We start from the raw sequence: 26,604 nt of genomic DNA on the forward strand, positions 1-26,604 counted from the left end.
TTTAATTACTACTACTGTATAATGATTGATTTAGAGAATTCACCCTCGGTTGTCAATACCTTTATGATATAAATTCCTGATGTAGGAATACTGGTAGTAAACGTGCCTGTTTTTTGAAGTTCAGGATTTCGAAGCTGCGTTATTAATGTCCCTGCTGTATTAAATATCAATACCATCATCTCTGAAGGATTATTTAATTTTACATAAATATTGAAATTTGCCCCTGCTTTTGAAGGTACCGGAGCTACGACAAGATTATCTGTTACAGGTGGTGTTAAAGGCGGTAGAATTTCCTTGCATTCAGGAGCTTTAATCTCTATTTTTTGCACTACTTTGCTGGCTATACCGTCACCTTCTGTTATGGTTAAGTAGGTTGCCGTTGACCATCCAAGTTTGGTCGAACTGTTTACAAAACCGGTATGAGTTACATTATAAATACCATTACTTGTTCCTTCAAAACCTATAAATCCAAAATAAGGTTTTCCCACCTCTGATGGATACAAATTTTTAGTTCCCACGAGATTGCCATTAACCGAGCATTTTAGGATATCGTTCTGCATTTCCAATTTTATTCTGTCGCCTTTATTTAATATTGCTAAAACAACGTCGTATATACCTCCTCTACTAAAGAAAGATAGCCTACCACCTACATCTATGTGCAGTCCATAATTTAAAGCATCTCGGGTGAGGGTTGTTTTTTGATCAATAAAACCTATGTATTTAACCTCATATCCATAGTAGTCAAAAATATCAGATACTGTCCATTCCAAACTTCCATTTCCTGGTGTGATTAAGCTTGTGTTTGTCACTGAGGCTACCAGAGCGGATTGATTTCCTCCGCTTCTTTCAAAATTGGTCCCTACCATTTCCAAAGTCAAATCATAATTACCTGCTTCCAGATTGGTCAACGTTTTTTTAGGTTCATTAAAAGTCCCTGTTTGCAAAACCGTAGAAGTTCCTGTTTTATTCAAAGTGTATTTATATGCCGGAAAACCTTCTTTTACTTCAATATTGATTTTTCCGTCTTGTTGTAAGACTCCATCAACACAAGTAGGCGGTATGGCTTCCTCAACGGCAATTAATTTTACGGCTTTATCTTTATATCCAAAAGAAAAAACATCCTTGCCATTACCATCTGTATCCCATAGTACATTGTTGAAAATTATTTTTTTCGGGTATTGTCGATCTCACTAATGGGTAGGTATTCTACATTAGCAACTCCAAATTCTCCAGTACCAGAACGGTCTATAATCAGGTAACTTCTATCTGTATAGTTTGCAAATTCTGCCGCTCTTGAACTATCATAAGAAAGTTCTACTCTTGATCCTGTTGCTACAAAACCGCCATGAAGTACTGTCAGCGAAAAATTTACATCTTTTTGTTTTGACGATACAACACCATAAAAATCCTTATCTACATCTGCTGGCAAAACGGTTAGGATTCTTGTTGTAATTGATTTTACGCCATTGGGATCATAGATATTTATAAAAACCTGATTTCCTTTTTTTCTATGGTAGTTTTATGATAATTTGGTATTATCACTCCTAAATAAACGGGTTGTTTGGTGTTTTCGATTGCATAAATTGATCCATTTGGATCCATTTTTATACCATAATCCATTGATCCTGCAAGCCCGTTCTGCGCTCCAAATTTTACTGTTACGTCACTTCCTTTTGCTACTGTTTTAAACTCCAGATAACCATTTTTTTCTGCGTAGGCGTTTTTGTGACACTTATTCCTTCCACATATGCATAATCACTAGTAAATGTACTTTTACCTAAATTCGAATCTACCTCAAATCCTTTACTGTTAAAAAGTAATTTCTTTTGTTCTGCTGTTGGGTTTGGAATGTTCGTAACAAGTTTCCATGTTCGGGTCATTCGTTTTATCCCTGCAATACCACCGGCATCTTTAGTGGCTAAAATACCATTGTCATCCCCCCATAAAGCGGCATTCTTATCTGCCAATTCATTTGCGGGCATCTGCCCCATTGCCAATAAACGGTAACGTGTAGACTGGTCTCTATAAGCAGGCTCCTGATAAGAATCATAAGAATCAGAATAATAAGGTCCTTCTTCGTAACTTGTAGTAGAAAAAGGCTGATTTAAACCACTGGCATCATCACGCATAATTCCGGCAATACGGTTGTTGTAGGCTGTGTTTGCACTATAATCCCAAATTAATTTATCGTCACTCGCTATATAAGAATTAGTTAAGCTCACACCATATTTTACAGCCAGATAAGTTTCGGCTTTTCGGCGTTCAAGCAGTGTTAAAATACGGCTGTAGACAAATAATTCGGGCAGATAACCATATAGATTATTATAGAAATTTTTCATGGTATAGGTTGAAAAACCATTGGGCTCATTAATATGAACATTCCCAAGAGTTAGACTTGAATTTTGGTCTTCTCCCCAAACCGAAATATTAGGCTGCTGATATTGATAATACGAAACAATTTTTAAAGAACGTTCTCTGAATTTGGCTTCCGATCCTTCGCTGTTGTCTTGTTTTCGGTACAAATCTTCTCCATTCGCTTCTCCATAATCCAAAATTTCGCCCCCTCTTTCAGCACTGTCTACTATTTTATCATTCGTTATTAATGTGCTTTCATTTGGTCGGCCTTTAACTCCAAATAAAGTAGTCTCATAGTTAAAATTGGTGGTTACAAAACCGAAAATTCCAATTATTGTAGCTTGTTGTAGGTTAGTTTGGTTTAAAAAACTCACTGCTCCAACCATTCATATTCAATCCGGTATTAAAATTAAAATTACGGTTGGTATAAGTATATTCTTTAGTACTATTCCAATCATTAAACTTAACCCCGTTGCCACTGAAATCCTGCCAGTTAAAATAACCATTTGGCAATTGATTTGTTTTAAACCAAACCTGTGATCCCGGAACTCCACCAGGAGATTGACTATAACCTATAAAATTAATAACCAAAACAAAACTCCAAATTATACTTCTTACTCTTACCATTATGCTTGTATTCTGATTATTAGTGACTAAGTTATTTTTATGCTTTATTTGCAAATAAATATTTAACATAAATTTCCTACAATTTTAAGTTAAATATTCGACTTGTCAAAATAAAATTGATATATTTTCTTACAAAAATATTTTTAGTAAGATGAATTGGGATAGTTAATTCTTAAAAAAGAAATGTTTATATTGATGTTTTTAAAATATGATTGCGTTATAAAGAGAAACAAATAGCTGACAAATTACTATAAGTCAGTAACTTGTGTTTTTGTCTTATAAAATAGAGGTTGACAAACTAAAATCGGTTTTCGAATTATTTCTTTAAAAATCAGGGATTAACTTTATTATATAATTCCTTCATCTTTCAATTCATAAGCTTAAAAAATTTATTTTAAGCTTCATTTCTACCTTTCTGCGAAATCGTAATAGTTTTTAAAAATATTATGCATGCATAGTATAATTATTCCAAATTAAATTCTAAATTTGTAAAAGCATATTATAAATTCAAAATATATACTTATGAAAATACTAGTTTGCATCAGCCATGTGCCTGATACTACTTCAAAAATTAACTTCTCCAATGGTGACTCAGAATTTGATACCAATGGTGTACAATATGTAATTAATCCTAATGACGAGTTTGGCCTAACGCGTGCGATTTGGTTTCAGGAGCAACAAGGTGCTAACGTTACAGTAGTGAATGTTGGAGGTCCTGATACTGAACCAACTTTACGTAAAGCTTTGGCAATTGGTGCAAACGAAGCAATTCGTGTAAACGCAAATCCAACTGATGGTTTTTTTGTAGCTAAACAATTGGCAGAAGTAATTAAAAATGGAGGTTATGATCTTGTAATTGCAGGAAAAGAATCTTTAGATTATAATGGCGGAATGGTTCCTGGAATGATTGCAGGAATTTTAGGGTCTAACTTTTTAAACTCTTGTACTTCTTTAATTGTTGATGGAAACAATGTAAAAGCAGTTCGTGAAATCGATGGTGGAAAAGAAACTGTAAGCACTACTTTACCTCTGATTATTGGTGGACAAAAAGGTCTTGTTGAAGAAAAAGATCTTCGTATCCCGAACATGAGAGGGATTATGACTGCAAGAACAAAAGCCTTAACTATTCTTGAGCCTGTTGATGCTCCTGTAAATACAAAAGCAGTAAAATTTGAAAAACCAGCTCCGAAATCAGCAGTAAAATTAATTTCTCCTGATAACTTAGATGAGTTAATCAATTTATTACACAACGAGGCTAAAGTAATCTAGTAATCAGTATTCAGTCGCAGTTTTCAGTTTTCGAACTTGAAACCTGAAACTTTAAACTTTTAAACAAAAAAAATATGTCAATATTAATATATGCAGAATCTGCAGAAGGAAAATTTAAAAAAGTTGCTTTTGAATTAGCTTCTTACGCTAAAAAAGTGGCAGAAACTTTAGGAACAACCGTTACCGCTTTAACTGTAAACATTAGCGATGTAAGCGAGTTATCTAAATACGGAGTTGATAAAGTATTAAAAGTTACAAATGATAAATTAGCAGGTTTTACAGCTAAGGCTTACGCCGATGTTATTAAACAAGCTGCTGAAAAAGAAGGAACAAAAGTTGTTTTACTTTCTTCGACTACAGACAGTATTTATTTATCATCATTAGTTGCAGTAGCTTTAGAAGCTGGTTTCGCTTCAAATGTTGTTGGATTACCGGTAAGTACTTCTCCTTTTCAGGTAAAAAGAAATGCTTTCTCAAACAAAGCTTTTAATATTACCGAAATTAGTACAGATGTAAAAGTTCTTGGTTTGGCTAAAAACTCTTACGGAATTTTCGAAAGTGCAGGATCTGCATCTGTAGAAGATTTTAATCCAACTATTGGAGATAATGACTTTGGAGTAAAAGTAGAATCTGTAGAAAAAGTATCCGGAAAAGTATCTATTGCTGATGCTGATATCGTAGTGTCTGGCGGACGCGGATTGAAAGGTCCTGAAAACTGGGGATTAGTTGAAGACCTTGCTGCTGTTTTAGGCGCTGCAACTGCTTGTTCTAAACCTGTTTCTGATTTAGGATGGAGACCTCACAGCGAACACGTTGGGCAAACAGGAAAACCGGTTGCAACAAATTTATATATTGCAATAGGAATTTCCGGAGCTATCCAGCATATCGCGGGTATTAACTCATCAAAAGTAAAAGTTGTAATCAACAGCGATCCGGAAGCACCTTTCTTTAAGGTAGCAGATTACGGTATTGTTGGAGATGCTTTTGAAATTGTCCCTAAGTTAACAGAGAAATTAAAAGCTTTTAAAGCACAGCATTCTTAATTTAAAATTCTCTATAAAAATATAGCTGCCTAAAAACAAGATAATCGTATCTTTGTTTTAGGTAGCTTTTTTGTTCCATATTTTTTGATTAAAATTGCACCTTTATTTTCCAATCAAAAAAAGTATTAAAATGTGGCATTAAGTGCCCTTTTTTACCCATATATATGAGTCTAGTAAAATTGTCCATAAAAGGAATTTCATACAGTCAAACTCAAAATGGCGCTTATGCCTTAATTTTGAATGAAGTTGATGGTGAAAGAAAACTACCTATTGTTATTGGTGCTTTTGAAGCCCAATCGATCGCTATTGCCTTAGAAAAAGAGATAAAACCTCCTCGCCCGTTAACACACGATTTGTTCAAAAACTTTGCTGAAAGATTTGACATTGTTGTAAAACAAGTAATCATCCATAAACTGGTTGATGGCGTTTTTTATTCAAGCTTAATTTGCGAAAGAGATAAAATCGAAGAAATCATCGATGCCAGAACATCTGATGCTATTGCATTGGCATTACGTTTCAATGCTCCGATTTTTACTTACAAAAATATCTTAGACAAAGCGGGTATTTATTTAAAATCAAATACTGCAGAAACAGATCAGGGTTCTCAGGAAATAGATGATGTACTTTCGAATCCGGAAACTTTCGGGCATGAAGAAGAAAGCAATCAATCCGGCGATGTTTATGCAAAACATAGTTTACAAGAACTAAATGAACTTTTAGATCAGGCAGTTTCTCAGGAAGATTATGAAAAAGCAGCAAAAATTAGAGACGAAATCTCAAAAAGATAATTCTGATTGTTTAATCGTGGATTTGTTTATTCGTTAAATCGATTAAACATTTACCCGAATAAACAACAAAACGAATAAACGATTAAACCAATTATGAAACAATACTTAGATTTAGTAAAACATGTTTTAGAAAACGGGAACCAAAAAGGTGACCGAACAGGAACCGGAACAAAAAGCGTTTTCGGTTACCAAATGCGTTTTGATTTAAGTGAAGGTTTCCCAATGGTTACAACCAAAAAGTTACACTTAAAATCTATCATTTACGAACTGCTTTGGTTTTTAAAAGGTGATACCAATATTAAATATCTACAGGAAAACGGAGTTAAAATTTGGGATGCCTGGGCAGATTCAAATGGAGACTTGGGTCCTGTTTACGGTCATCAATGGCGCAATTGGAATAGCGAAGAAATTGACCAGATCTCTGAATTAATTACTGAATTAAAAACAAATCCAAACAGCCGAAGAATGTTAATCTCGGCCTGGAACCCATCAGTTTTACCAGACACAAAGAAATCATTTGAAGAAAATGTAGCAAACAACAAAGCTGCCTTGCCTCCTTGTCATGCTTTTTTCAATTTTATGTTACAAGTCCTGATCTTGAAAAAGGCGAAACAAAAGGAAAGCTATCTTGCCAATTATACCAAAGAAGCGCCGATATATTTTTAGGCGTTCCGTTTAATATAGCTTCTTATGCCTTATTAACAATGATGATTGCTCAGGTTTGCGATCTTGAAGCCGGCGAATTTGTTCATACTTTTGGAGATGCACACATTTACAACAATCATTTTGAACAATTAGAATTACAACTAACGCGTGAGCCAAAACCATTACCAAAAATGATTTTAAATCCTGCGATTAAAAATATTTTTGATTTTGATTATGACGATTTTACACTTGTTGATTATGAACCACATGCGGGCATAAAAGGAAGTGTTGCTGTATAAATAAAAAATCCGCTTAAAATTAATTTTAAGCGGATTTTTTTATACTACCAAAACACTATTTTCACTTCCTGCAAAATCATTCCATTTGTATGAATCTGCTTCAGGATCGTTAACATAACTTCCATCGATTACGTATTTAAACTCGTAAATTGCATCTTTTACTAAGTCATAAGTAGCTTTAAAAGTCCCGTTTTTTAACTTGCTTAAAGTTCCTTCTTCAGCATTCCAATTATTAAAATCTCCAACCACAGCAGCCGAACTTGCTTCTTTTGCTTCTACAGAAAATGTAACCTTACAAACTGGTTTTGTTTTGATAAATTGCTTCTTTAAAGACATAACTATTTAATTTTTAGATTTATACACCTAAATTACACAAAATCATTCTTACATTAGACACGTACTAAAGCGATTTGTGACAATAACAAAAAGCGCGTGTAATTTTAATCATATCTATAATTTTAATACTATTTTTTTTAGCAATTAGAATTAAACAGTTGTTTTTAACGAAATATTCCACGCTTCAAATTGTTGAATTTCAAAATAAATTTTAACTTTATGACCTCATTTATATCTTATGGAAAAAGAAGCGCACGAACAATACGAATATGCCAGAAGAAGATTAAGACAAAAGAAAGTTCTTTATTTTCATTTTGTTCTTTTTTTAATAGGGAGTCTATTTTTATTTATAGCAAATAGGTTTTTTGGTTTTGGTGCCAACACAGATCAAAATTGGTGTATCTGGGGCATAACGATATGGCTCTTCATTTTTATTCTGCATTTTATAAAAGTCTACATTACAGACAGATTTATGAATAAAAAGTGGGAAAGAGAACAAATTGACAGACTTGTTGCTTTACAACAAAAAAGAATCAGTCAATTAGAATCAAAAATCAACGAGGATACAGATAACAAAATTTAGTTTATACGATGCTTATAATGATAGCGGCTGTAGCCGAAAACAATGCGCTTGGAAAAAATAATGAACTTGTTTGGCATTTACCAAATGATTTTAAAAGATTCAAGGAACTTACAACCGGTCATCATATTGTTATGGGAAGAAAGACTTTTGAAAGTTTTCCAAAGCCATTACCCAACAGAACCCATATTGTTATAACGCGTCAGGAGAACTACAACCCCGATGGCTGCATTGTTGTAAATAGCATTGAAAAAGCAATTGCTATATGTCCTGAAAACGAAGACTCATACATTATTGGCGGAGGAGAGATTTATAACTTAGGTTTGCAATATGCAGACATTATAGAAATCACAAAGGTTCATCATACTTTTGAAGCTGATGCATTTTTTCCTAAAATTAATGAAAGCGATTGGCTGTTGGTTGAATCTGAAGAAAATTTTAAAGATGAAAAACATCTTTTTGACTACACTTACGAAACTTACATTAGAAGATAAAAATAAAAAACATCCCCAAAAATGAGGATGTCTTTAATAAAAAATGATTTCTAGCTTAGGACTCATTCAAGAAATAGTATTTGATAACATGACGTAAAATTTACAATTGTTAAACAATTGAAAACTATTGTTATAAATGAATTGTTTTTCTGAGAATAAATCTCAAAAAATGGGGTCTTTAATACCAAATACCACGAAGGTATTAAAGACAAGAAAATTAAAATTTCCAAAAACAAATTTAATCCTAAGAACGTATTTTGCGCTTTAAAAAATAGTATCATTAAAAATAATACTTTCAAAACTACCTACAAGAACAAATGAAATTACCAGCACAAAAAAAGTATTCATTTGATTTGAGTCACAACAACTATTAATCATTAAAAATTTTAATATTTTTATAGGACAAAAGTGACAATAAAATCTTGTTGCCACAATACCCACTTTCCGTGATTTTTTCACAATACCCACTTTCCGTGATAAGCAAAAGACAATTGTTAGCTTAAAAATCTTTTTCTGAAACATTTGATTTACAAATTAAAAAACCCATAACAGTTAAGTCAGATTGTATTATATTTGCGTAAATAAAAAATAATGACTGAAAAGGTAACCCCATATAAAGACTCTACACTAGGCAAAAAAGAACAAGTTGCCCAAATGTTTGATACTATCTCTGGAAACTATGATAATTTAAACCGCGTAATTTCTTTTGGAATTGATATTAAATGGCGAAAAAAAGTATTGAAAATAGTTTCTGATAAAAAGCCAAAAATCATTCTTGACATTGCGACAGGAACCGGTGATCTTGCTATTTTAATGACACAAACTAATGCTGAAAAAATTATAGGCCTGGATATTTCTGCAGGAATGCTTGAGGTGGGAAAAAAGAAAGTAGAAGAAAAAAACTATCAAATGTTATTGATTTAGTTTTAGGGGATTCAGAAAGCATACCTTTTGAAGATAATTATTTTGACGCAATTACTGTTGGTTTTGGAGTTCGAAACTTTGAGAATTTAGAAAAAGGTTTCGCAGAAATTTTAAGAGTTTTAAAACCAAATGGTGTTTTTGTTATCTTAGAAACTTCGGTACCAGATAAAACACCTTATAAACAAGGATATAAATTCTATACAAAAAACATACTTCCCGTTATAGGAAAGTTATTCTCTAAAGATAATTCAGCTTATGGATATTTGTCTGAATCGGCTGCTGTTTTTCCTTATGGAGAAGCGTTAAACAATATTTTGAGAAAAATTGGGTTTATAGATGTTGTGGCTATGCCACAAACGTTTGGAGTTGCAACCATTTATTCTGCTTCTAAAAAATAGTATGAAAAAAACAGTAATCTTACTTTTATTAGTCTTAACGACAAAAGGATATTCTCAATTTGCTAAAAACATGTTTAGCAAAGATCCTATTATTAATCTCGAAAACTGGCAAAAACAACGCCTGTACTTCGGGTATTATTTAGGTTTCAATAGTTTCGACTTTAAAATTGATTACAAAAATGTCGTTCAACAAGACATTCAGGTAAAAAAAACAACTGGTTTTAATGTTGGTGTTGTTGCCGATTTAAGATTGCAGGAATACATTAACTTGCGTTTTGAGCCAGGTTTGTATTACACAAAAAGAGATTTGTATTATCCTGAAATGCCTTTACAAAAAGATTATTTAAGAGAAGTAAACAGTACTTATATACATTTTCCTTTACTATTAAAATTCTCATCATTGCGTACCGGAAACATTCGCCCATATTTAGTTGGCGGAATGTCTACGACATTAAACTTATCGAGTAATTCGAAATCTAAGGATGACAACCATGAAGGAAAATTCAGGGTTAAACCGTGGACTGCCGCTTATGAACTTGGTTTTGGAATAGATATTTTCTCTGAATATTTTATTTTCTCACCTTCTATTAGAGGAATGTTTGGTATAACCGATGAATTAATTCGTGATAATCCGGCAAACGGGCCAAGTCCGTGGACAGATAATATTGATTCTATGAAATCAAGAGCGATTTTAATAAATTTCACTTTTCATTAAAACAATTTTTCAACTATTTCGTTTAAATTCACTTAGAATAATTGCTGTTGCAGTAGCTACGTTTAAACTTTCCGTTTTTTGTAGCTCTCCAAATCTTGGAATTGTGAGTCGGCTGGTAACCGTTTTTTCAATTTCTGCCGAAATACCATTGGCTTCATTACCCATAATAATGATTCCGTTTTGTGGTAAATTAGATTGATAAATGTTTTCTCCGTTCATAAAAGTTCCAAAAACCGGTAATTTTGTTTGCGAAATAAAAGTTTTCAAATCGACATAATTTACATTTACTCTGGTAATAGAACCCATTGTAGCCTGAACTACTTTGGGATTGTAGATATCAACGGTTTCTTTTGAACAAATAATTTGTTTGATGCCAAACCAATCACAAAGACGCAAAATGGTTCCTAAATTTCCGGGATCACGAATGTCGTCTAAAGCTACAATTAAACCAGAGTCGGTAATTTTATTTTCGGCAGGAATTTTAAAAACCGCCAAACATGAATTTGGAGTTGATAAAGCACTTATTTTTTTAAGTTCCTGCTCATTAATAAGCGTGCGTTTTGAAGGCTCAACTATTTCAAAATCATTTTGTGTTGTGTATAAATGTTCTAATTCAAAATTGGATTGCAAGAGTTCTTGAATTACTTTTACTCCTTCGGCAAAAAATAATTGATTTGCAAAACGTTGCTTTTTTTGATGTAAACCTGTTATAAGTTTTATTTGGTTTTTACTAACCATAAAATAATGTACTTTTGAATTAAATATTAAAAAACACTTGAAAAAGAATTCCACAAAAATAGTAGCATTTATTCTAATAGCAATATTTATTTCTGCTTGTAATGCCGTAAAAAGAGTTCCGGATGGAAAAAACCTTCTTGTAAAAAATAATATTCTGGTTAATGGAAAGTCTACAAACGACGAAATAGCATCAAATCAAATGTACCAAAAACCAAATGGTACTTTATTAGGCTACAAATTGCGTTTAAACATGTACAATTTAGCCAATCTAAATCCTGATTCTACTTATCAGGCAAAATTTAAAAACAATCCAGGTCTTTATGAGCGCCAGGCAAAAGTTTTATCTGCAAAGCAAGTAGATCGTCTTGGACAATCATTTTTATATAAAGGAATTCACGAATTTTTAAAAAATACCGGTGAACCACCTGTTATTATCGACACTGCAAAAACAAAAAAATCCCTGACTCGTTTAAAATATTATTATTTCAATAATGGTTTTTTTAATGTAAAAACAGATTATAATATTGATAGCGTTGGCAGAAAAAAAGCTCAGGTAAATTATAATATTACAACAGGACCGGGTTATACTTTAGATTCAATTAAAACCAACATTCTTACTCCTGCTCTCGATTCATTATACAAAACAAATAATGAACCTTCTCTTTTAAAATCCGGAAATCAATTTAAAACTTCTGATTTTGAGGAAGAAAAAGCCGTATTACCACCTATTTCAGAAATCATGGTGCTTACTTTTTCAGCCAACTTATATCAATTATAATATTGATACGATTGGTAAACAAAACAAGGCAGATGTAACTTTAATCATTAAAAACAACAACATTCAGGAAAGAGATTCGAGCCGCACTGAACCTTTTAAATTGTATAAAATCAGCGATGTCAATATTTATACAGATTATTCTCCAACGAATGCAAAAACAAAAATTAACGATAGTACGGCTTATAACAACTTTAATTTATACAGCTACAAAACCTTAAAGTATAAACCTCGCGCAATAACAGATGCGATTTTTATCACAAAGGGAAGTACTTTTTCAGATACCCGAACAACTCTTTCTTCCCGATATTTGAATAATTTGAAGATTTTTAATTATCCTTCGATACAATATGAGGTCGACAAACGAGATCCCGCAGGAGAATCTTTAATTGCTAATGTTTATTTAACACCACGAAAGAAATATAGTTTTGGGGCTACTTTGGATTTTACACATTCTAACATTCAAGATTTTGGAATTGGAGCCAGTGTATCTGAAACGATTCGAAATGTTTTTAACAGGGCTGAAACTTTAGAAATCTCGGCGCGTTTAAATATTGGATCATCAAAAGATATGGCCAATCCAAATAATAATTTCTTTAATGTTTCGGAATACGGAATTGATACAAAACTTAATTTTCCAAGAATCTTGATGCCGTTTGGAACTGAAAAAATTATTCCGAAAAGAATGATTCCTTCAACGAGTATTGCAGCTGGTTTTTCAAAACAAAGAAATATTGGTTTAGATAAAGAAAATTTTACAGGTGGATTATCTTATAACTGGTCTCCAAAAAGACGTAATACAGTAAAACTTGATTTATTGAATGCACAGTTTGTACGTAATTTAAATCCAGGCAATTATTACAGAGTTTATACTTCTTCTTATAATGAATTAAACGGAATTGCAAATCAATACAATACTGATGCGACAAACATAGATGAAAATGGAAATTTAATTATTAGCCAGGGAACAACAAATTTTACTAATGAAGTTTTAAACAATCAAACAGCATTAACTCCGGCAGATGCACAATATAAAGATGTTGAAAGTATTGAAGAAAGAAGAGTAAGATTGACAGAAAACGATTTTATTCTGGCAACGAGTTATACTTTTACAACAACAACAAAAAAAGATCTTGCCGACAATACTTTCTATCAGTTTAAAACAAAAATAGAATCTGCAGGCACTTTATTATCAGCCATTTCGAGCGTTGCGAGTTTACCTAAAAACACAAACGGCAACTATGAAATTTTTAATTTGGAATATTCAGAATATGTAAAAACCGAATTAGATTATATTAAACACTGGGATTTTGGTAAAGAAAAAGTTTTGGCAGTAAGAAGCTTTTTGGAATCGCAATTCCGTTTGGAAACTCAAATTACATTCCGTTTTCAAGAAGTTATTATGCGGGAGGTTCTAATGATAATCGTGCATGGCAGCCTTATTCGTTAGGTCCCGGAAGCACAAATGCTTTGAACGATTTTAATGAGGCCAATATGAAAATTGCAATGAGTGCCGAATTTCGATTTAAAATCTTCGGAGATGTCAAAGGAGCTATCTTTGCAGACGCCGGAAATATCTGGAATGTACTCGATAATGTGATTGATGACAAAGCAAAATTCAACAACTTAAACGATTTAGAAGAAATTGCTTTGGGGTCAGGATTTGGTTTACGTTACGATTTAAGCTTTTTTGTTATTCGTTTAGATTTAGGCTTTAAGACCTATAATCCGGCGCATCCAGAGGGAGATCGTTGGTTTAAAGAATACAATTTTGGGCACTCGGTTTTAAATTTTGGAATAAATTATCCTTTCTAATGCTAATTAATTCTTATTTTTGCAACCTAAAAACTAAAAACAACTATAAAAAAAATTACAATGGCACACAATATTAAACCAGGAGTAGCTACAGGAGATCAGGTTCAGGAGATTTTTAATTATGCGAAAGAAAAAGGTTTTGCTTTACCAGCAGTAAATGTTACAGGGTCTAGCACAATCAATGGAGTGCTTGAAACTGCAGCAAAACTAAACGCGCCAGTTATCATTCAATTTTCAAACGGAGGAGCACAATTTAATGCTGGAAAAGGATTATCTAATGCAGGTGAAAAATCAGCAATCGCTGGTGGAATCGCAGGAGCAAAACATATCCACGCATTAGCAGAAGCTTACGGAGCTACTGTAATTTTACATACTGACCACTGCGCAAAAAAATTATTGCCTTGGATTGATGGTTTGTTAGATGCATCTGAAAAACATTTTGCAGAAACAGGAAAACCATTATTCAGTTCTCATATGATCGATTTGTCTGAGGAGCCTATCGAAGAAAATATCGAGATCTGTAAAGAGTATTTAGCAAGAATGAGTAAAATGGGTATGACATTAGAAATCGAGCTAGGTATTACAGGTGGTGAAGAAGATGGTGTTGACAACTCTGATGTTGACAGTTCAAAATTATACACTCAGCCAGAAGAAGTAGCTTATGCTTACGAAGAATTATCTAAAGTAAGTCCTAAATTTACTATCGCTGCAGCTTTTGGAAACGTTCACGGTGTTTACAAACCAGGAAACGTAAAATTAACTCCAAAAATCTTAAAAAATTCTCAGGATTTCGTTCAAAACAAATTCAAAACTGGTCCTAACCCGGTAGATTTCGTTTTCCACGGAGGTTCAGGTTCTACACTTGAAGAAATCAGAGAAGGAATTAGCTACGGAGTTATCAAAATGAACATTGATACAGATTTACAATTTGCATATACTGAAGGAATTCGTGATTATATGGTTAAAAACATTGACTATTTAAAAACACAAATTGGTAACCCTGAAGGTGCTGATGTTCCTAACAAAAAATATTATGACCCAAGAAAATGGGTACGTGAAAGCGAAGTTACATTCAACACAAGACTTGAGCAAGCTTTTGCAGACTTAAACAATGTGAATACACTATAATTAAAAGTTTAAAGTTTCAGGTTTCAAGTTTCGCAACTTTAAACTTTAAACCTGAAACAAAAAAAACAAAAAATATGGCTTGGTTTAAAAGACAGGAAAAAGGGATTACAACCGCTACAGAAGATAAGATGGACGTTCCGAAAGGATTGTGGTACAAATCTCCTACTGGAAAAATTATTGACGCTGACGAATTAGCCCGAAACTTATTTGTTAGTCCGGAAGATGATTTTCACGTTAGAATTGGAAGCGCAACCTATTTTGAAATTTTATTCGACAACAACGAATTTGTTGAGTTAGATAAAAACATGACATCAAAAGATCCTTTGCATTTTGTGGATACAAAAAAATATGCAGAGCGATTGAAAGATGTAATGGAAAAAACACATCTTAAAGACGCTGTACGTACCGGAGTAGGAAAATCTAAAGGAAAAGAACTTGTAATTTGCTGTATGGATTTTGCCTTTATTGGTGGATCTATGGGAGCTGTTGTAGGTGAAAAAATTGCCAGAGGTATTGATCACGCGATCAAAAACAATATGCCTTTTGTAATGATTTCTAAATCTGGTGGAGCTCGTATGATGGAAGCAGCTTATTCATTAATGCAATTAGCAAAAACATCTGTTAAACTTGCGCAGCTTGCCGAAGCTGGTTTACCATACATTTCTTTATGTACTGATCCAACTACAGGAGGAACAACTGCATCTTACGCCATGTTAGGAGACATTAACATCTCTGAGCCAGGTGCTTTGATTGGTTTCGCTGGTCCGCGTGTCGTTCGTGATACTACAGGAAAAGATTTACCGGAAGGTTTTCAAACGGCTGAGTTTCTTTTAGAACACGGTTTCCTTGATTTTATTACACCAAGAAAAGATTTAAAAGATAAGATCAATTTATATATTGATTTGATTCAGAATAACAATATTAGATAGTTTTAAAACTGTCTGAAATACAAAAAATCCCATTTGCAAAAGCAAATGGGATTTTTTTATATCTTTATTTCAAATCTAGTTTTATGAGCAGAGTATTTATTGGTTTTATAGTTTGTTTTCTACTTTGCAATTGCAAAAAGAGAGAAAATCAACAAGACAATATTTCTTATGTAATTTCAGTAGAAAACAGAAAATTATTAACTGAATTAAAGAAGAAAAAAATGCCTACTCCACCTGGTGGTTTTTATTCTTATAACAATATTATAATAGATCAGAAGGGTGATTTTTATTTTTATCAAAAAGAGTACACTCCTTGGCATTGCATTCCATCAGAAGGAGATACAATACCAGATTTCTTCAATATCAGTCCGATCGAAATTATAAAAATTCCAAATAATAGTATTGCTGATTTTATCAACCAAAATGTTTCTAACAAAAATGAGATGAAACGAAGACTAATTGTAGCTTCTCAAAATGATACTATAAAAAATAGCATTATATTATCTTTTTTAAATCAAAATTCATTAAGACACTTTGGAATAAGAAGAACAACTCAAGAAGAAGATACTGTTTTAAAATACAAGAAAAACAATTTATATTATAATTCAGAAAACATCAAATGGGATAACGAAAGAATTACTTTCCCTTTCATTAAACCAATTTTAAATCATAAATAAAAAACTTAGAACCTTAGCAACTCAGCATCTCAGAATCTTAGAGTTACATTCCCGTTCTAATCGCTTCAACCGGATCCAAATTTGCTGCAGAAATCGCAGGTAAAATTCCTGAAATTAATCCGATAAGAGCAGCCAGAGTTGTTCCTAAAATTATATTTCCAAAGCTTAAGACGAATTCAAAATCGAGTGCTTTTGTTAGAATCAATGCAATTCCCCAAACCATCAACAAACCGATAATTCCGCCAATTACAGAAAGAATTATGGCTTCGAATAAAAACTGAAACAGAATAAATCTATTTTTAGCACCAAGCGATTTTTGAATTCCGATTAAATTGGTTCGTTCTTTTACGGAAACAAACATAATATTGGCGATTCCAAAACCTCCAACTAAAAGAGAAAACCCACTGATAATCCATCCTACAACATTCATCTGACCTAAAATTCCATCTATAAAATCGGTAAATCCGGAAAGTACATTGATGAAAAAGTTATCCATCTCCCCTGCTTTCATTCCGCGAATTGCTCGTAATTTTTGTGCAACTTCAGCTTTATAAGCATCCATATCGATACCTTTTACAGGTTTTAAAACTATTACAGGTGTCATAGCATCGCTGTCGCCGTACATTCTGCGAAGAAAATTTGCCGGAAAGTAAACCGAAGTATCATTACTGTCTCCAAAAAAACCTGCACCTTGCTTCTTCATTACCCCAATAACGGTGAAACGCTGTCCGTATAAACGAATACTTTTTCCGATAGGATCACTTTCTGCAAAAAGTCCGTTGGCAATATCATATCCTAAAACAATTACAGGAGTTCCTGAATTTGATTCAGATTCATTGTAAAATCTTCCTTTGTCGAAACTTAAGCCATCAATATCGACCATTTCAAATGATGACGGAACCATATTTACATCGGCAACGGTTTTAGAATCGTATTTTAAACTTTCACGATTTACGAATAATTGATAACCAACCTGCTCTGTATTGTTTAGTGAATTTTTTAAGTTGATGTACTCGTCATATTTTACATTCGGGAATTGCTCTCTTTTCCATTGCGGAATTTCTGACGGCCCAAAACAATATTTCATTAAATAAATCGTATTTTTATCTAAACTGCTCAAATCTTTAGAAATTTTTCGGTCTAAAGAATCAACAGCAGCAAGAACAGCAATAATTGAAAATATACCGATTGTAACACCTAACAATGATAATAAAGTTCGCAATTTATTATTTCGTAAAGCGTTAATGGCAAAGCTCAGACTTTCTTTTAATAACCGAAGATAAAGTAGCATATGTTTGTATTTTTCAATAAAGTAAAATTCAATAAATTAAAATCAAAAACCTAATAAAAATCAACTTACTCATGAGTACATTTTTTTAGTATAATGTTACATTAAATCCTTTAAAATAATATTTAAAAAAACTACTTTTGCAGTCTGAAAATCATAACTACACAATGAGCACAACTAAAACAATACAATCGGCATTAATATCTGTTTTTTCAAAAGATGGACTAGAGCCAATCGTTAGAAAATTACACGAACAAAATGTAACACTTTACTCAACTGGCGGAACAGAAGATTTTATTAAAAACCTTGGAATTCCGGTAGTTCCTGTTGAAGATATTACTTCTTTTCCTGAAATTCTTGGTGGAAGAGTAAAAACATTACACCCAAAAATTTTTGGCGGAATTTTAAATCGTCAGGATAATGAAAGTGATGTTCAGCAAATGAAAGAATTTGATATTCCTCAGATTGATTTGGTGATTGTTGATTTGTATCCGTTTGAAAAAACTGTTGCTTCTGGTGCAAGTGAACAGGAAATTATCGAAAAAATTGATATTGGCGGAATTTCATTGATTCGTGCCGGTGCAAAAAACTTCAAAGACACTGTAATTGTAGCTTCGGTAAATGAATACAGTTTGCTTTTGGATTTGATTACAGAACAAAACGGTGCAACAACTCTTGAAAACAGAAGATTGTTTGCTACAAAAGCATTTCATGTTTCATCTCATTATGATGGTGCTATTTTTAACTATTTTAATACTGACGAAACGATCTACAAAGAAAGTATTGCAGGCGGTCAAATTTTGAGATATGGCGAAAACCCACATCAAAAAGGTTTCTTTTTTGGAGATTTTGATGCAATGTTTAAAAAAGTCCACGGAAAAGAGTTATCTTACAATAATTTATTAGACGTTGATGCGGCTGTAAACTTAATTAACGAGTTTAAAACTGACGGTCCAACGTTTGCAATATTAAAACACAACAATGCTTGTGGTTTAGCTTCAAGAAAAACAATCAGCGAAGCTTATCTGGCAGCTTTGGCTTGCGATCCAACATCTGCTTTTGGCGGAGTTTTAATTGCAAATACTAAAATTGATTTAGCTACAGCACAAGAAATCAACAAATTATTTTGCGAAGTTGTAATTGCTCCAAGTTATGATGATGATGCAATTGAAGTTTTACAAGAAAAGAAAAACAGAATTATATTAGTTCAAAATGAAGTTGAATTACCTTCAAGACAAGTAAGAACATGTCTTAATGGTTTGTTAATTCAGGATAGAAATAATATTACAGATAATAAAGAGCATTTAAAAACCGTTACTACGACAGAACCTACGGCTCAGGAAATAGAAGATTTGATATTTGCTTCAAAAATTTGCAAAAACACAAAATCAAATACGATTGTCTTTGCTAAAAACGGAACATTAATTTCGTCAGGAACAGGTCAGACATCAAGAGTTGATGCTTTAGTGCAGGCTGTTGATAAAGCAAAAGCTTTTGGCTTTGATTTAACCGGCGCTTCTATGGCAAGTGATGCATTTTTCCCTTTTCCGGATTGTGTTGAATTAGCCAAAAAAGCAGGAATAACAGCAGTAATTCAGCCGGGAGGTTCAATAAAAGACGAATTAAGTATAAATTATTGCAACGAAAATAATCTTGCAATGGTATTTACAGGAACACGTCATTTTAAACATTAATTTGTTTAACTTTGTTCGATAAATTATTTATAACATTTTAAACCCCTAAAAAACTTATGGGATTTTTTGATTTCATGACCGAGGATATTGCGATAGACCTTGGTACCGCAAACACTTTAATCATTCATAATGATAAAGTTGTTATTGATAGTCCATCAATCGTTGCACGTGATAGAATATCAGGCAAAATCATTGCTGTTGGTAAAGAAGCTAACATGATGCAGGGTAAGACACATGAAAACATCAAGACCATAAGGCCTTTGAAGGATGGTGTAATTGCCGATTTTGATGCTTCAGAAAAAATGATCAATATGTTCATTAAAAGCATACCAGCACTAAAGAAAAGAATGTTTACTCCAGCATTAAGAATGGTAGTATGTATTCCGTCTGGTATTACTGAAGTTGAGATGCGAGCAGTAAAAGAATCTTGTGAAAGAGTAAATGGAAAAGAAGTTTACTTAATTCACGAGCCAATGGCAGCAGCAATTGGTATTGGTATCGATATTATGCAACCAAAAGGAAACATGATTGTTGATATTGGTGGTGGTACTACCGAAATTGCCGTTATCGCTTTAGGCGGAATTGTATGTGACAAATCTGTGAAAATTGCAGGTGACGTTTTTACAAATGATATCGTTTATTACATGCGTACTCAACACAATCTTTTTGTGGGAGAAAGTACTGCAGAGAAAATAAAAATTCAAATTGGAGCCGCTATCGAAGATTTAGACGGACCTCCTGAAGATATGTCTGTGCAGGGTAGAGATTTACTTACCGGTAAACCAAAACAAGTAGATGTTTCTTACCGTGAAATCGCTAAAGCATTAGACAAATCAATTCAACGTATTGAAGACGCTGTAATGGAAACTTTATCTCAAACACCTCCTGAATTAGCTGCTGATATCTACAATACAGGTATTTATTTAGCTGGTGGTGGATCAATGTTAAGAGGTTTGGATAAACGTATTTCGCAAAAAACAGATTTACCTGTTTACATTGCTGAAGATCCATTAAGAGCAGTAGTTCGTGGAACTGGAATGGCACTTAAAAACATTGCAAAATTTAAAAGCATCTTAATAAAATAAGATTCTAAATAACAAATTAAAAGATCTTTATAAGAGTCGAATTGAATCATTCGGCTCTTATAAAATTTGAAGCCCTAAAGCATATCCTGAAACAAAATAACCGAACAAGAAATGCAGCAAATTTTTAATTTCATTATACGAAACAGTAATCGATTGCTGTTTTTGCTGCTTTTAGGTATTTCGTTGGCTCTCACAATTCAATCTCATTCCTATCACAGAAGCAGAGTAATCAGTTCGGCTAATTTTTTAAGCGGAGGCGTTTATGAAAAAATTAATCACGTAAATGAATATTTGAATTTAAGAACCGAAAATGACGAACTGGTACTTGAAAACGCAAGATTAAAAAGCCTTTTATTTAATAAAAAAGACACCACAAAAATACCTTTGGCTGACAGTATAAAAGGAGTAAAACCTGCTGATATCATTGTTTCAAAAGTAATTCATAACTCTTACAGCACTCACGAAAACTATATTACCTTAAATTCCGGAGCAAAAGACGGAGTGAAACAGGATATGGGAGTAATCAACAGTTTAGGAATTATTGGTGTGGTTGATAATACATCAAAAAACTATTCTACTGTGGTTAGTATTTTGAATATGAAATCTCAGATTAATGCTAAAATCAAAAAGTCAAATCACTTTGGTTCTTTAACCTGGAACGGTAAAAGCACCGGATATGTTCAGTTAGAAGATGTACCTAGATTAGCATCAATCAGAAAAGGCGATACAATTGTTACCGGAGGCCAATCTGTAATTTTCCCTGAAGGAATTAACATTGGTACCGTTGATAAAATTTACATTAAAGACAAGACAAGTTTTTACGTCATAAACGTAAAACTATTTAACGATATGACCAATCTTGGACATGTTTATATTATTAAAAGTAAAGACCGCGAAGAACTTATTAATTTAGAAAAAAAGGAGAAAGATGAATAGCGCATTGTTAGTCAATATTTTTCGGTTTATAATGTTACTGGCAATTCAGGTTGTTATTTTTAATAATATGAATTTCTTAGGATACATAAGTCCTTTTCCGTATATTCTTTATATCATTCTTTATCCGGTAAACAGTAACAAATCAGGGTTAATAATTTCGAGTTTCTTACTTGGCCTTACCATGGATATGTTTTGTAATTCTGGCGGAATTCACGCAACAGCTTGTGTAATTCTGGCGTATTATAGGCCTTATATTTTTAAATTCTCATTTGGTCTAAGTTACGAATACCAAACAATCAAACTAAATGAGTCTTTAACACCCGAAAGGTTTTCGTTTATTCTTGTATCGGTTTTATTACATCACATTATACTATTTATACTCGAAGCTTTTCAGTTTAAATTTATCTGGGACATACTATTAAGAACTTTATTTAGTTCGATATTCACCATAATTATTTCAATCATAATAATTTATCTTATTAAGCCCAATAGAAGATGAGAAAAGTCCTGCTGCCCTCTTTAATTATTATTGCAGCATCTTTGCTAGTGATCAGGATATTTTATTTGCAAATTATTGATGATTCATTCAAATTAAAATCAGAAAATAATGCAATAAAAAAGGCGTATGATTATCCTGAAAGAGGATATATATATGACCGAAATGGAAAATTATTGGTAGCCAATCAGGCTTCTTATGACATTATGGTTATTCCGAGAGAAATCAAGGAAAATCTTAATGTTACTGAATTTTGTAATTTACTAAGCATTACTCCCGAAGAATATTATAAGAGAATTGCAAAGGCAAAAGTATATAGCCCACGATTACCATCTGTTTTTCTTGCACAATTAAACAAATCAGAGTTTGCTGCCTTTCAGGAAAAGATCAGAAAATATGAGGGTTTCTATTTCCAGAAAAGATCGCTTCGTGATTACGAAGTAGATTATGGTGCAAATATTTTTGGTTTTATAACGCAGGTAGACGAAAGATTAGTTGCAAAAAACCCATACTATAATAGTGGAGATTTAATTGGAAAACAAGGGGTTGAGCAAAGCTACGAAGAAATTTTGCGCGGTATAAAAGGTGTAAAATACATTCAGAAAGACAAATACAACCGAGAAATTGGTTCTTATAAGGACGGTAAATATGATACTATTGCCGTTGCCGGAGAAGATATCAACTTAACAATTGATGCCGAACTTCAAAAATATGGCGAAGAACTAATGATTAATAAAAGAGGCGGAATTGTAGCCATTGAACCTAAAACAGGTGAAATTCTGGCTTTGGTAACTGCTCCATCGTATGATCCGGGTATTTTGGTTGGAAGACAAAGATCTAAAAATTACACGCTTTTATATCACGATTCTATTGCAAAACCTTTATATGACAGAGGACTTCTGGCAGAATATCCTCCGGGTTCACCATTCAAAATCTTAACCGGTTTGGTAGCATTGCAAGAAGGCGTTATCAATGAGCAAACATCCTTTATGTGCCACCACGGATTTAGTTACGGTAGAGGACGTTTTATGAAATGTCACGGTTTTGGTCCGCATCAATTGCATAACGGAATTTATAATTCCTGTAACACTTATTTTGCAAATGCATACATGTTAACTATTAATAAATATTCTGATCCGGGAAAAGCTGTTGATGTTTGGAGTAATCACGTAAAAAGTTTTGGATTAGGTCAGTTTATGGGCTATGATTTACCTACAGGTAAAAAAGGAAACATACCAACTTCTAAAACATACAAAAAAATATATCCTAATGGAGGTTGGAGAAGCACAACAATTGTATCAAATTCAATTGGTCAGGGAGAAGTTTTAATGACGCCAATACAACTTGCCAATATGATGGCAACAGTTGCCAATCAAGGTTATTATTACACACCTCATATCATTAAAAAGATTGAAGGCAAAAAAATTGATGCTAAATTTACTACCAAGCATGTTACGACAATTGATCAAAAATATTTTCCACCTGTAATAAGTGGTTTATTTGATGTATACAATAAAGGAACAGCTTATGCGCTTAGGGTAAATGGCATTGATATTTGCGGAAAAACGGGTACAGCAGAAAATTTCGCTAAAATAAACGGAAAAAGAACACAGCTTAAAGATCACTCTATATTTGTAGCCTTTGCCCCAAAAGACAATCCGAAAATTGCTATTGCAATTATGATTGAAAACGGAGGTTTTGGTGCTACCGTTGCGGGACCAATTGCCAGTTTGATGATAGAAAAATATCTAAGAAAGAAAATTACCCGAACAGATCTGGAGGTTCGCGTATTAAATAAAAGCTTAGCCAGCGAATATGCCAAATTAGGAGGAATGAACGAAGCAAGCGCTATCGAATCTACTCCAAAAGATTCTGTCTTAAAAGCTAAAATAGTGGTGCCAAAAGTACCAACAGCTCCAAAAACAGAAATTAAAAAAACAGCCGTAGACACTACTAAAGAGAACTAATAAGGGTTATTTCAAATGAGAAATCAAAGTGTAAAAAATAATATTGATTGGATAAGTGTCTTTATCTACATTGCCTTAGTAACTCTGGGTTGGCTGAATATATATTCATCTTCCCTATTGTCTACAGATGGCACTTACGAAAAACAATTAATATTTATTGCCTGTACTATTCCGTTAATACTTGTTGTTCTGTTTGTAGACGGTAAGTTTTACGAAAAATACGCCAGTATTATATTTGGTGTTTCCTTGTTATCCTTAGCGGGATTGTTTCTTTTTGGAAAAACAATAGCCGGACAAAGATGCTGGTATGCTATTGGAAGTTTTACAATTCAGCCATCTGAGTTTGCAAAAGCGGCAACATCATTGGCTTTGGCCAAATATTTAAGTGACAGTCAAATTAACTTAAAGGAAACAAACAGACAAATTCAGGCATTGGCCATTGTGTTTTTGCCCGTGCTTTTAATTTTACCACAACCCGATCCCGGAAGTGCTTTAATCTATAGTATTTTTATTGTCGTTTTGTTTAGAGAAGGATTACCTTCATGGTACGTCTGGACAGGCTTTATAACTATATTATTATTTGTATTAACGCTGGTTTTAGAACCTTATGTTGTTATACTAATTTCTTTAGGAGTATTAATAATTATACATTTTAAAGGCCGGGCAGTAGATCGAAATCTACTTTTAAGCACGATACTTTTGGCTTTGATTTCAGGTTTTGTTTTATCTGTCGATTATGTTTTTGACAACGTTTTTAAACAGCATCATAGAGACCGTTTTAATATTTTACTAGGAAAAACAGTTGACATGAAAGGTATCGGATACAATACCAATCAATCTGAAATTGCGATTGGATCTGGCGGTTGGATAGGAAAAGGCTTTTTAGAAGGAACTCAAACCAAAGGAGGTTTTGTACCGGAGCAACATACCGATTATATTTTTACAACCGTTGGAGAAGAATGGGGTTTTGCCGGATCACTTGTTGTTATTCTTCTTTTTGCCGGATTGCTTTTAAGAGTGATTTATTTAGCCGAAAGACAGAAGACGAAGTTTAGCCGGGTTTATGGTTATTGCGTTGCAGGAATTCTGTTTATTCACTTTTTTGTAAATATAGCAATGGTTGTGGGTATCTTCCCTACTATCGGGGTTCCGTTGCCGTTCTTTTCGTATGGAGGTTCCGGACTTTGGGGATTCACTATTTTATTGTTTATCTTCTTAAAAATGGATGCTAACAAGGTTAATGAATGGTAAACATACATTAAATTTCAATTTTTAAATTCCAAATTCCAATTGATATAAAAAAATCCAAGTTCTATTTTACTTGGATTTTTTTATTTATCATTCTTTGCTTTCATAAATAACAAATAGCTACAGATCAAATTTGTTGTATAAAAAAAGTCCGGAGTTTAAAACTTCGGACTTCTTACTATATATGATTTCAATTATATTTTTTCAATTGGTCTTTTCTTTAATAATTTAAGAAGAACCGGGAATGTAGAGATTATTACAATTATAATGATGATATATTCAATATGCTCTTTTAAATTAATTCCTTGTTTTAAAAACACTCCATATAAGTAATGTCCGGAAAAAATCAATAAGAAGGACCATAAAACTGAACTCAGAACATTATAAAACATAAATTTCTTTTTGTCCATCGAAACTATACCTGCAATAATTGGAGCGAAAGTTCTAAAAATAGGCAAAAACCTAGCGTAGATAATAGCTTTTCCTCCATATTTTTCAAAGAAATCTTTTGACTGTAACAAATATTTCTTTTTGAACCAGAAAGAATCTTCTTTTTTAAATAAATAATATCCGCTTTTAGCACCAAACCAATAACCGGTCATATTTCCAAGAACTCCCATTATAGCAACCAAAATTGAAAGTATAAAAACATTTATAAAATCACTTGGAATATAAACTACATTTTGAATTAAATCACGACTGTAAATACCTGCTAAAAACAACAAACTATCTCCGGGAAGAAAAAAACCAGCAAAAAGTCCTGTTTCGGCAAAAACTATAAACAAAACAATATACAAACCAATTTGGAAACCTCCGATGCTTAAAGTAATATAAAATTCAGGGTTAATTAATTGGGTCCAATCAAAATTATTCATAAAATGGTTTGGTTACATTTATAGTTGGTGAAAGTAACAATAATTTACTTTAACCACAATAAAATACGGTATTTTAAAGATAAATTAACTATTCAAAGAAGCCCAGGCTATCAAACCTGGGCTTTAAATTATTAACCTCTTTCGTACTTACAACAAGAGTGCAAATTATCGTAATCTTCCTGAGTTGCTTTTACTTCTTTTGTGTCATGACCGACTTTGGCAATGGCTTTATTTAAATCAGCAGGCGAAGATTTCTCTTCATTTAATATTACACTTAATTGATGTGTATTAATATCCCAGTTGGCTGTTTTTACGCCAGGAACACTATAAGCCGCTTTTTCGATTCGTTTTTTGCATTGCTCACAATTTCCGTTTACCTCTGTTGTATATTTAAAATTCTTATTTTTTTAGTTTGGGCTTGTGCCGAAAATCCCAAAAAAGTGATCATCGCAATTAAAATTAAATTTTTCATATTATTAT

General features: G+C 32.8%; 23 protein-coding genes and 4 pseudogenes. 18 read left to right on the forward strand and 9 right to left on the reverse strand.

Annotated features, from left to right (window positions below; genetic code table 11):
- Window positions 1-11 precede the first annotated feature (11 nt).
- From ACZZZT_RS00125 to ACZZZT_RS00140, 4 genes are all read right to left on the reverse strand, one after another.
- Window positions 12-971: a T9SS type A sorting domain-containing protein gene (locus tag ACZZZT_RS00125; protein WP_463459045.1), complete on the reverse strand. Its 960-nt coding sequence runs from the start codon at window positions 969-971 to the stop codon at window positions 12-14.
- 191 nt (window positions 972-1,162) lie between these two features.
- Window positions 1,163-1,429 (reverse strand): hypothetical protein, encoded by a 267-nt coding sequence (locus ACZZZT_RS00130; RefSeq protein WP_463459046.1) that lies wholly within the window; start codon window positions 1,427-1,429, stop codon window positions 1,163-1,165.
- A 247-nt stretch (window positions 1,430-1,676) separates the two neighbouring features.
- Window positions 1,677-2,741 carry a hypothetical protein gene (locus ACZZZT_RS00135; protein WP_463459047.1) on the reverse strand — a complete coding sequence of 355 codons (1,065 nt, stop codon included), beginning with the start codon at window positions 2,739-2,741 and terminating at the stop codon, window positions 1,677-1,679.
- Window positions 2,707-2,982, reverse strand: a complete 276-nt coding sequence (locus ACZZZT_RS00140) for a hypothetical protein (protein WP_463459048.1) — start codon at window positions 2,980-2,982, stop codon at window positions 2,707-2,709. Before ACZZZT_RS00140 ends, ACZZZT_RS00135 begins: the two co-directional genes overlap by 35 nt.
- Window positions 2,983-3,504: 522 nt before the next feature.
- Here ACZZZT_RS00140 and ACZZZT_RS00145 point away from each other — a divergent pair.
- The 4 genes and pseudogenes from ACZZZT_RS00145 (at window position 3,505) to ACZZZT_RS00160 (ending at window position 7,026) form a co-directional block, all read left to right on the forward strand.
- On the forward strand, window positions 3,505-4,251 hold the full coding sequence (locus ACZZZT_RS00145; RefSeq protein ID WP_302094468.1) for an electron transfer flavoprotein subunit beta/FixA family protein: 747 nt from the start codon (window positions 3,505-3,507) through the stop codon (window positions 4,249-4,251).
- Window positions 4,252-4,325: 74 nt separating this feature from the next.
- Window positions 4,326-5,294, forward strand: coding sequence for an electron transfer flavoprotein subunit alpha/FixB family protein (locus tag ACZZZT_RS00150; RefSeq protein ID WP_463459049.1), 969 nt, complete (start codon window positions 4,326-4,328; stop codon window positions 5,292-5,294).
- Between the two features lie 164 nt (window positions 5,295-5,458).
- Window positions 5,459-6,082 (forward strand): bifunctional nuclease family protein, encoded by a 624-nt coding sequence (locus ACZZZT_RS00155; protein ID WP_042566126.1) that lies wholly within the window; start codon window positions 5,459-5,461, stop codon window positions 6,080-6,082.
- A gap of 93 nt (window positions 6,083-6,175) precedes the next feature.
- Window positions 6,176-7,026 (forward strand): annotated as a pseudogene (locus ACZZZT_RS00160) (thymidylate synthase).
- A 39-nt stretch (window positions 7,027-7,065) separates the two neighbouring features.
- On the opposite strand, the gene ACZZZT_RS00165 reads toward ACZZZT_RS00160, so the two are convergent.
- Complete coding sequence (locus ACZZZT_RS00165) at window positions 7,066-7,362, reverse strand: isoamylase early set domain-containing protein (protein ID WP_463459050.1); 297 nt, start codon at window positions 7,360-7,362, stop codon at window positions 7,066-7,068.
- 238 nt (window positions 7,363-7,600) lie between these two features.
- Here ACZZZT_RS00165 and ACZZZT_RS00170 point away from each other — a divergent pair, with 238 nt between their 5' ends.
- The 4 genes and pseudogenes from ACZZZT_RS00170 (at window position 7,601) to porT (ending at window position 10,473) form a co-directional block, all read left to right on the forward strand.
- Window positions 7,601-7,945, forward strand: a complete 345-nt coding sequence (locus tag ACZZZT_RS00170) for a 2TM domain-containing protein (RefSeq protein WP_042566123.1) — start codon at window positions 7,601-7,603, stop codon at window positions 7,943-7,945.
- An 8-nt stretch (window positions 7,946-7,953) separates the two neighbouring features.
- Window positions 7,954-8,436, forward strand: a complete 483-nt coding sequence (locus ACZZZT_RS00175; RefSeq protein WP_463459051.1) for a dihydrofolate reductase — start codon at window positions 7,954-7,956, stop codon at window positions 8,434-8,436.
- 591 nt (window positions 8,437-9,027) lie between these two features.
- A pseudogene (gene ubiE, locus ACZZZT_RS00180) lies at window positions 9,028-9,758 on the forward strand (bifunctional demethylmenaquinone methyltransferase/2-methoxy-6-polyprenyl-1,4-benzoquinol methylase UbiE).
- A gap of 1 nt (window position 9,759) precedes the next feature.
- Window positions 9,760-10,473 carry a type IX secretion/gliding motility protein PorT/SprT gene (gene porT / locus ACZZZT_RS00185; RefSeq protein WP_042566119.1) on the forward strand — a complete coding sequence of 238 codons (714 nt, stop codon included), beginning with the start codon at window positions 9,760-9,762 and terminating at the stop codon, window positions 10,471-10,473.
- Between the two features lie 9 nt (window positions 10,474-10,482).
- On the opposite strand, the gene ACZZZT_RS00190 is transcribed toward porT, so the two are convergent.
- Window positions 10,483-11,211 (reverse strand): TrmH family RNA methyltransferase, encoded by a 729-nt coding sequence (locus ACZZZT_RS00190; RefSeq protein WP_042566118.1) that lies wholly within the window; start codon window positions 11,209-11,211, stop codon window positions 10,483-10,485.
- Window positions 11,212-11,248: 37 nt separating this feature from the next.
- On the opposite strand from ACZZZT_RS00190, the pseudogene tamL reads away from it, so the two are divergent.
- From tamL to ACZZZT_RS00210, 4 genes and pseudogenes are all read left to right on the forward strand, one after another.
- Window positions 11,249-13,801: pseudogene (gene tamL / locus ACZZZT_RS00195) on the forward strand (translocation and assembly module lipoprotein TamL).
- A 60-nt stretch (window positions 13,802-13,861) separates the two neighbouring features.
- Window positions 13,862-14,929, forward strand: coding sequence for a class II fructose-bisphosphate aldolase (fbaA, locus tag ACZZZT_RS00200; RefSeq protein WP_042566116.1), 1,068 nt, complete (start codon window positions 13,862-13,864; stop codon window positions 14,927-14,929).
- 74 nt (window positions 14,930-15,003) lie between these two features.
- Entirely contained in the window at window positions 15,004-15,858 is an 855-nt protein-coding gene (gene accD / locus ACZZZT_RS00205; protein ID WP_042566115.1) for an acetyl-CoA carboxylase, carboxyltransferase subunit beta, read from the forward strand.
- 83 nt (window positions 15,859-15,941) lie between these two features.
- Window positions 15,942-16,535: a hypothetical protein gene (locus ACZZZT_RS00210; RefSeq protein ID WP_463459052.1), complete on the forward strand. Its 594-nt coding sequence runs from the start codon at window positions 15,942-15,944 to the stop codon at window positions 16,533-16,535.
- A gap of 43 nt (window positions 16,536-16,578) precedes the next feature.
- Here ACZZZT_RS00210 and ACZZZT_RS00215 read toward each other — a convergent pair whose 3' ends face one another.
- A complete protein-coding gene (locus tag ACZZZT_RS00215) occupies window positions 16,579-17,826 on the reverse strand; it encodes an ABC transporter permease (protein ID WP_463459053.1) in 1,248 nt (415 codons plus the stop codon).
- A 164-nt stretch (window positions 17,827-17,990) separates the two neighbouring features.
- On the opposite strand from ACZZZT_RS00215, the gene purH reads away from it, so the two are divergent.
- From purH to rodA, 6 genes are all read left to right on the forward strand, one after another.
- Window positions 17,991-19,517 (forward strand): bifunctional phosphoribosylaminoimidazolecarboxamide formyltransferase/IMP cyclohydrolase, encoded by a 1,527-nt coding sequence (gene purH, locus ACZZZT_RS00220; protein ID WP_463459054.1) that lies wholly within the window; start codon window positions 17,991-17,993, stop codon window positions 19,515-19,517.
- A 56-nt stretch (window positions 19,518-19,573) separates the two neighbouring features.
- Complete coding sequence (locus ACZZZT_RS00225) at window positions 19,574-20,602, forward strand: rod shape-determining protein (protein WP_007804822.1); 1,029 nt, start codon at window positions 19,574-19,576, stop codon at window positions 20,600-20,602.
- Window positions 20,603-20,713: 111 nt separating this feature from the next.
- Window positions 20,714-21,538, forward strand: coding sequence for a rod shape-determining protein MreC (gene mreC, locus ACZZZT_RS00230; protein ID WP_042566111.1), 825 nt, complete (start codon window positions 20,714-20,716; stop codon window positions 21,536-21,538).
- Entirely contained in the window at window positions 21,531-22,037 is a 507-nt protein-coding gene (locus ACZZZT_RS00235; protein WP_073394874.1) for a rod shape-determining protein MreD, read from the forward strand. The genes mreC and ACZZZT_RS00235 overlap by 8 nt, the downstream gene beginning before the upstream one ends.
- Window positions 22,034-24,001 carry a penicillin-binding protein 2 gene (gene mrdA / locus ACZZZT_RS00240; protein ID WP_463459055.1) on the forward strand — a complete coding sequence of 656 codons (1,968 nt, stop codon included), beginning with the start codon at window positions 22,034-22,036 and terminating at the stop codon, window positions 23,999-24,001. Before ACZZZT_RS00235 ends, mrdA begins: the two co-directional genes overlap by 4 nt.
- 15 nt (window positions 24,002-24,016) lie before the next feature.
- Window positions 24,017-25,252 (forward strand): rod shape-determining protein RodA, encoded by a 1,236-nt coding sequence (rodA, locus tag ACZZZT_RS00245; RefSeq protein ID WP_042566108.1) that lies wholly within the window; start codon window positions 24,017-24,019, stop codon window positions 25,250-25,252.
- Window positions 25,253-25,443: 191 nt separating this feature from the next.
- On the opposite strand, the gene ACZZZT_RS00250 is transcribed toward rodA, so the two are convergent.
- Window positions 25,444-26,124 carry a DedA family protein gene (locus ACZZZT_RS00250; protein ID WP_042566107.1) on the reverse strand — a complete coding sequence of 227 codons (681 nt, stop codon included), beginning with the start codon at window positions 26,122-26,124 and terminating at the stop codon, window positions 25,444-25,446.
- 131 nt (window positions 26,125-26,255) lie between these two features.
- Window positions 26,256-26,596: pseudogene (locus ACZZZT_RS00255) on the reverse strand (heavy-metal-associated domain-containing protein).
- Between the last annotated feature and the right edge of the window lie 8 nt (window positions 26,597-26,604).

This window comes from Flavobacterium sp. AC274 (genome assembly GCF_979258275.1).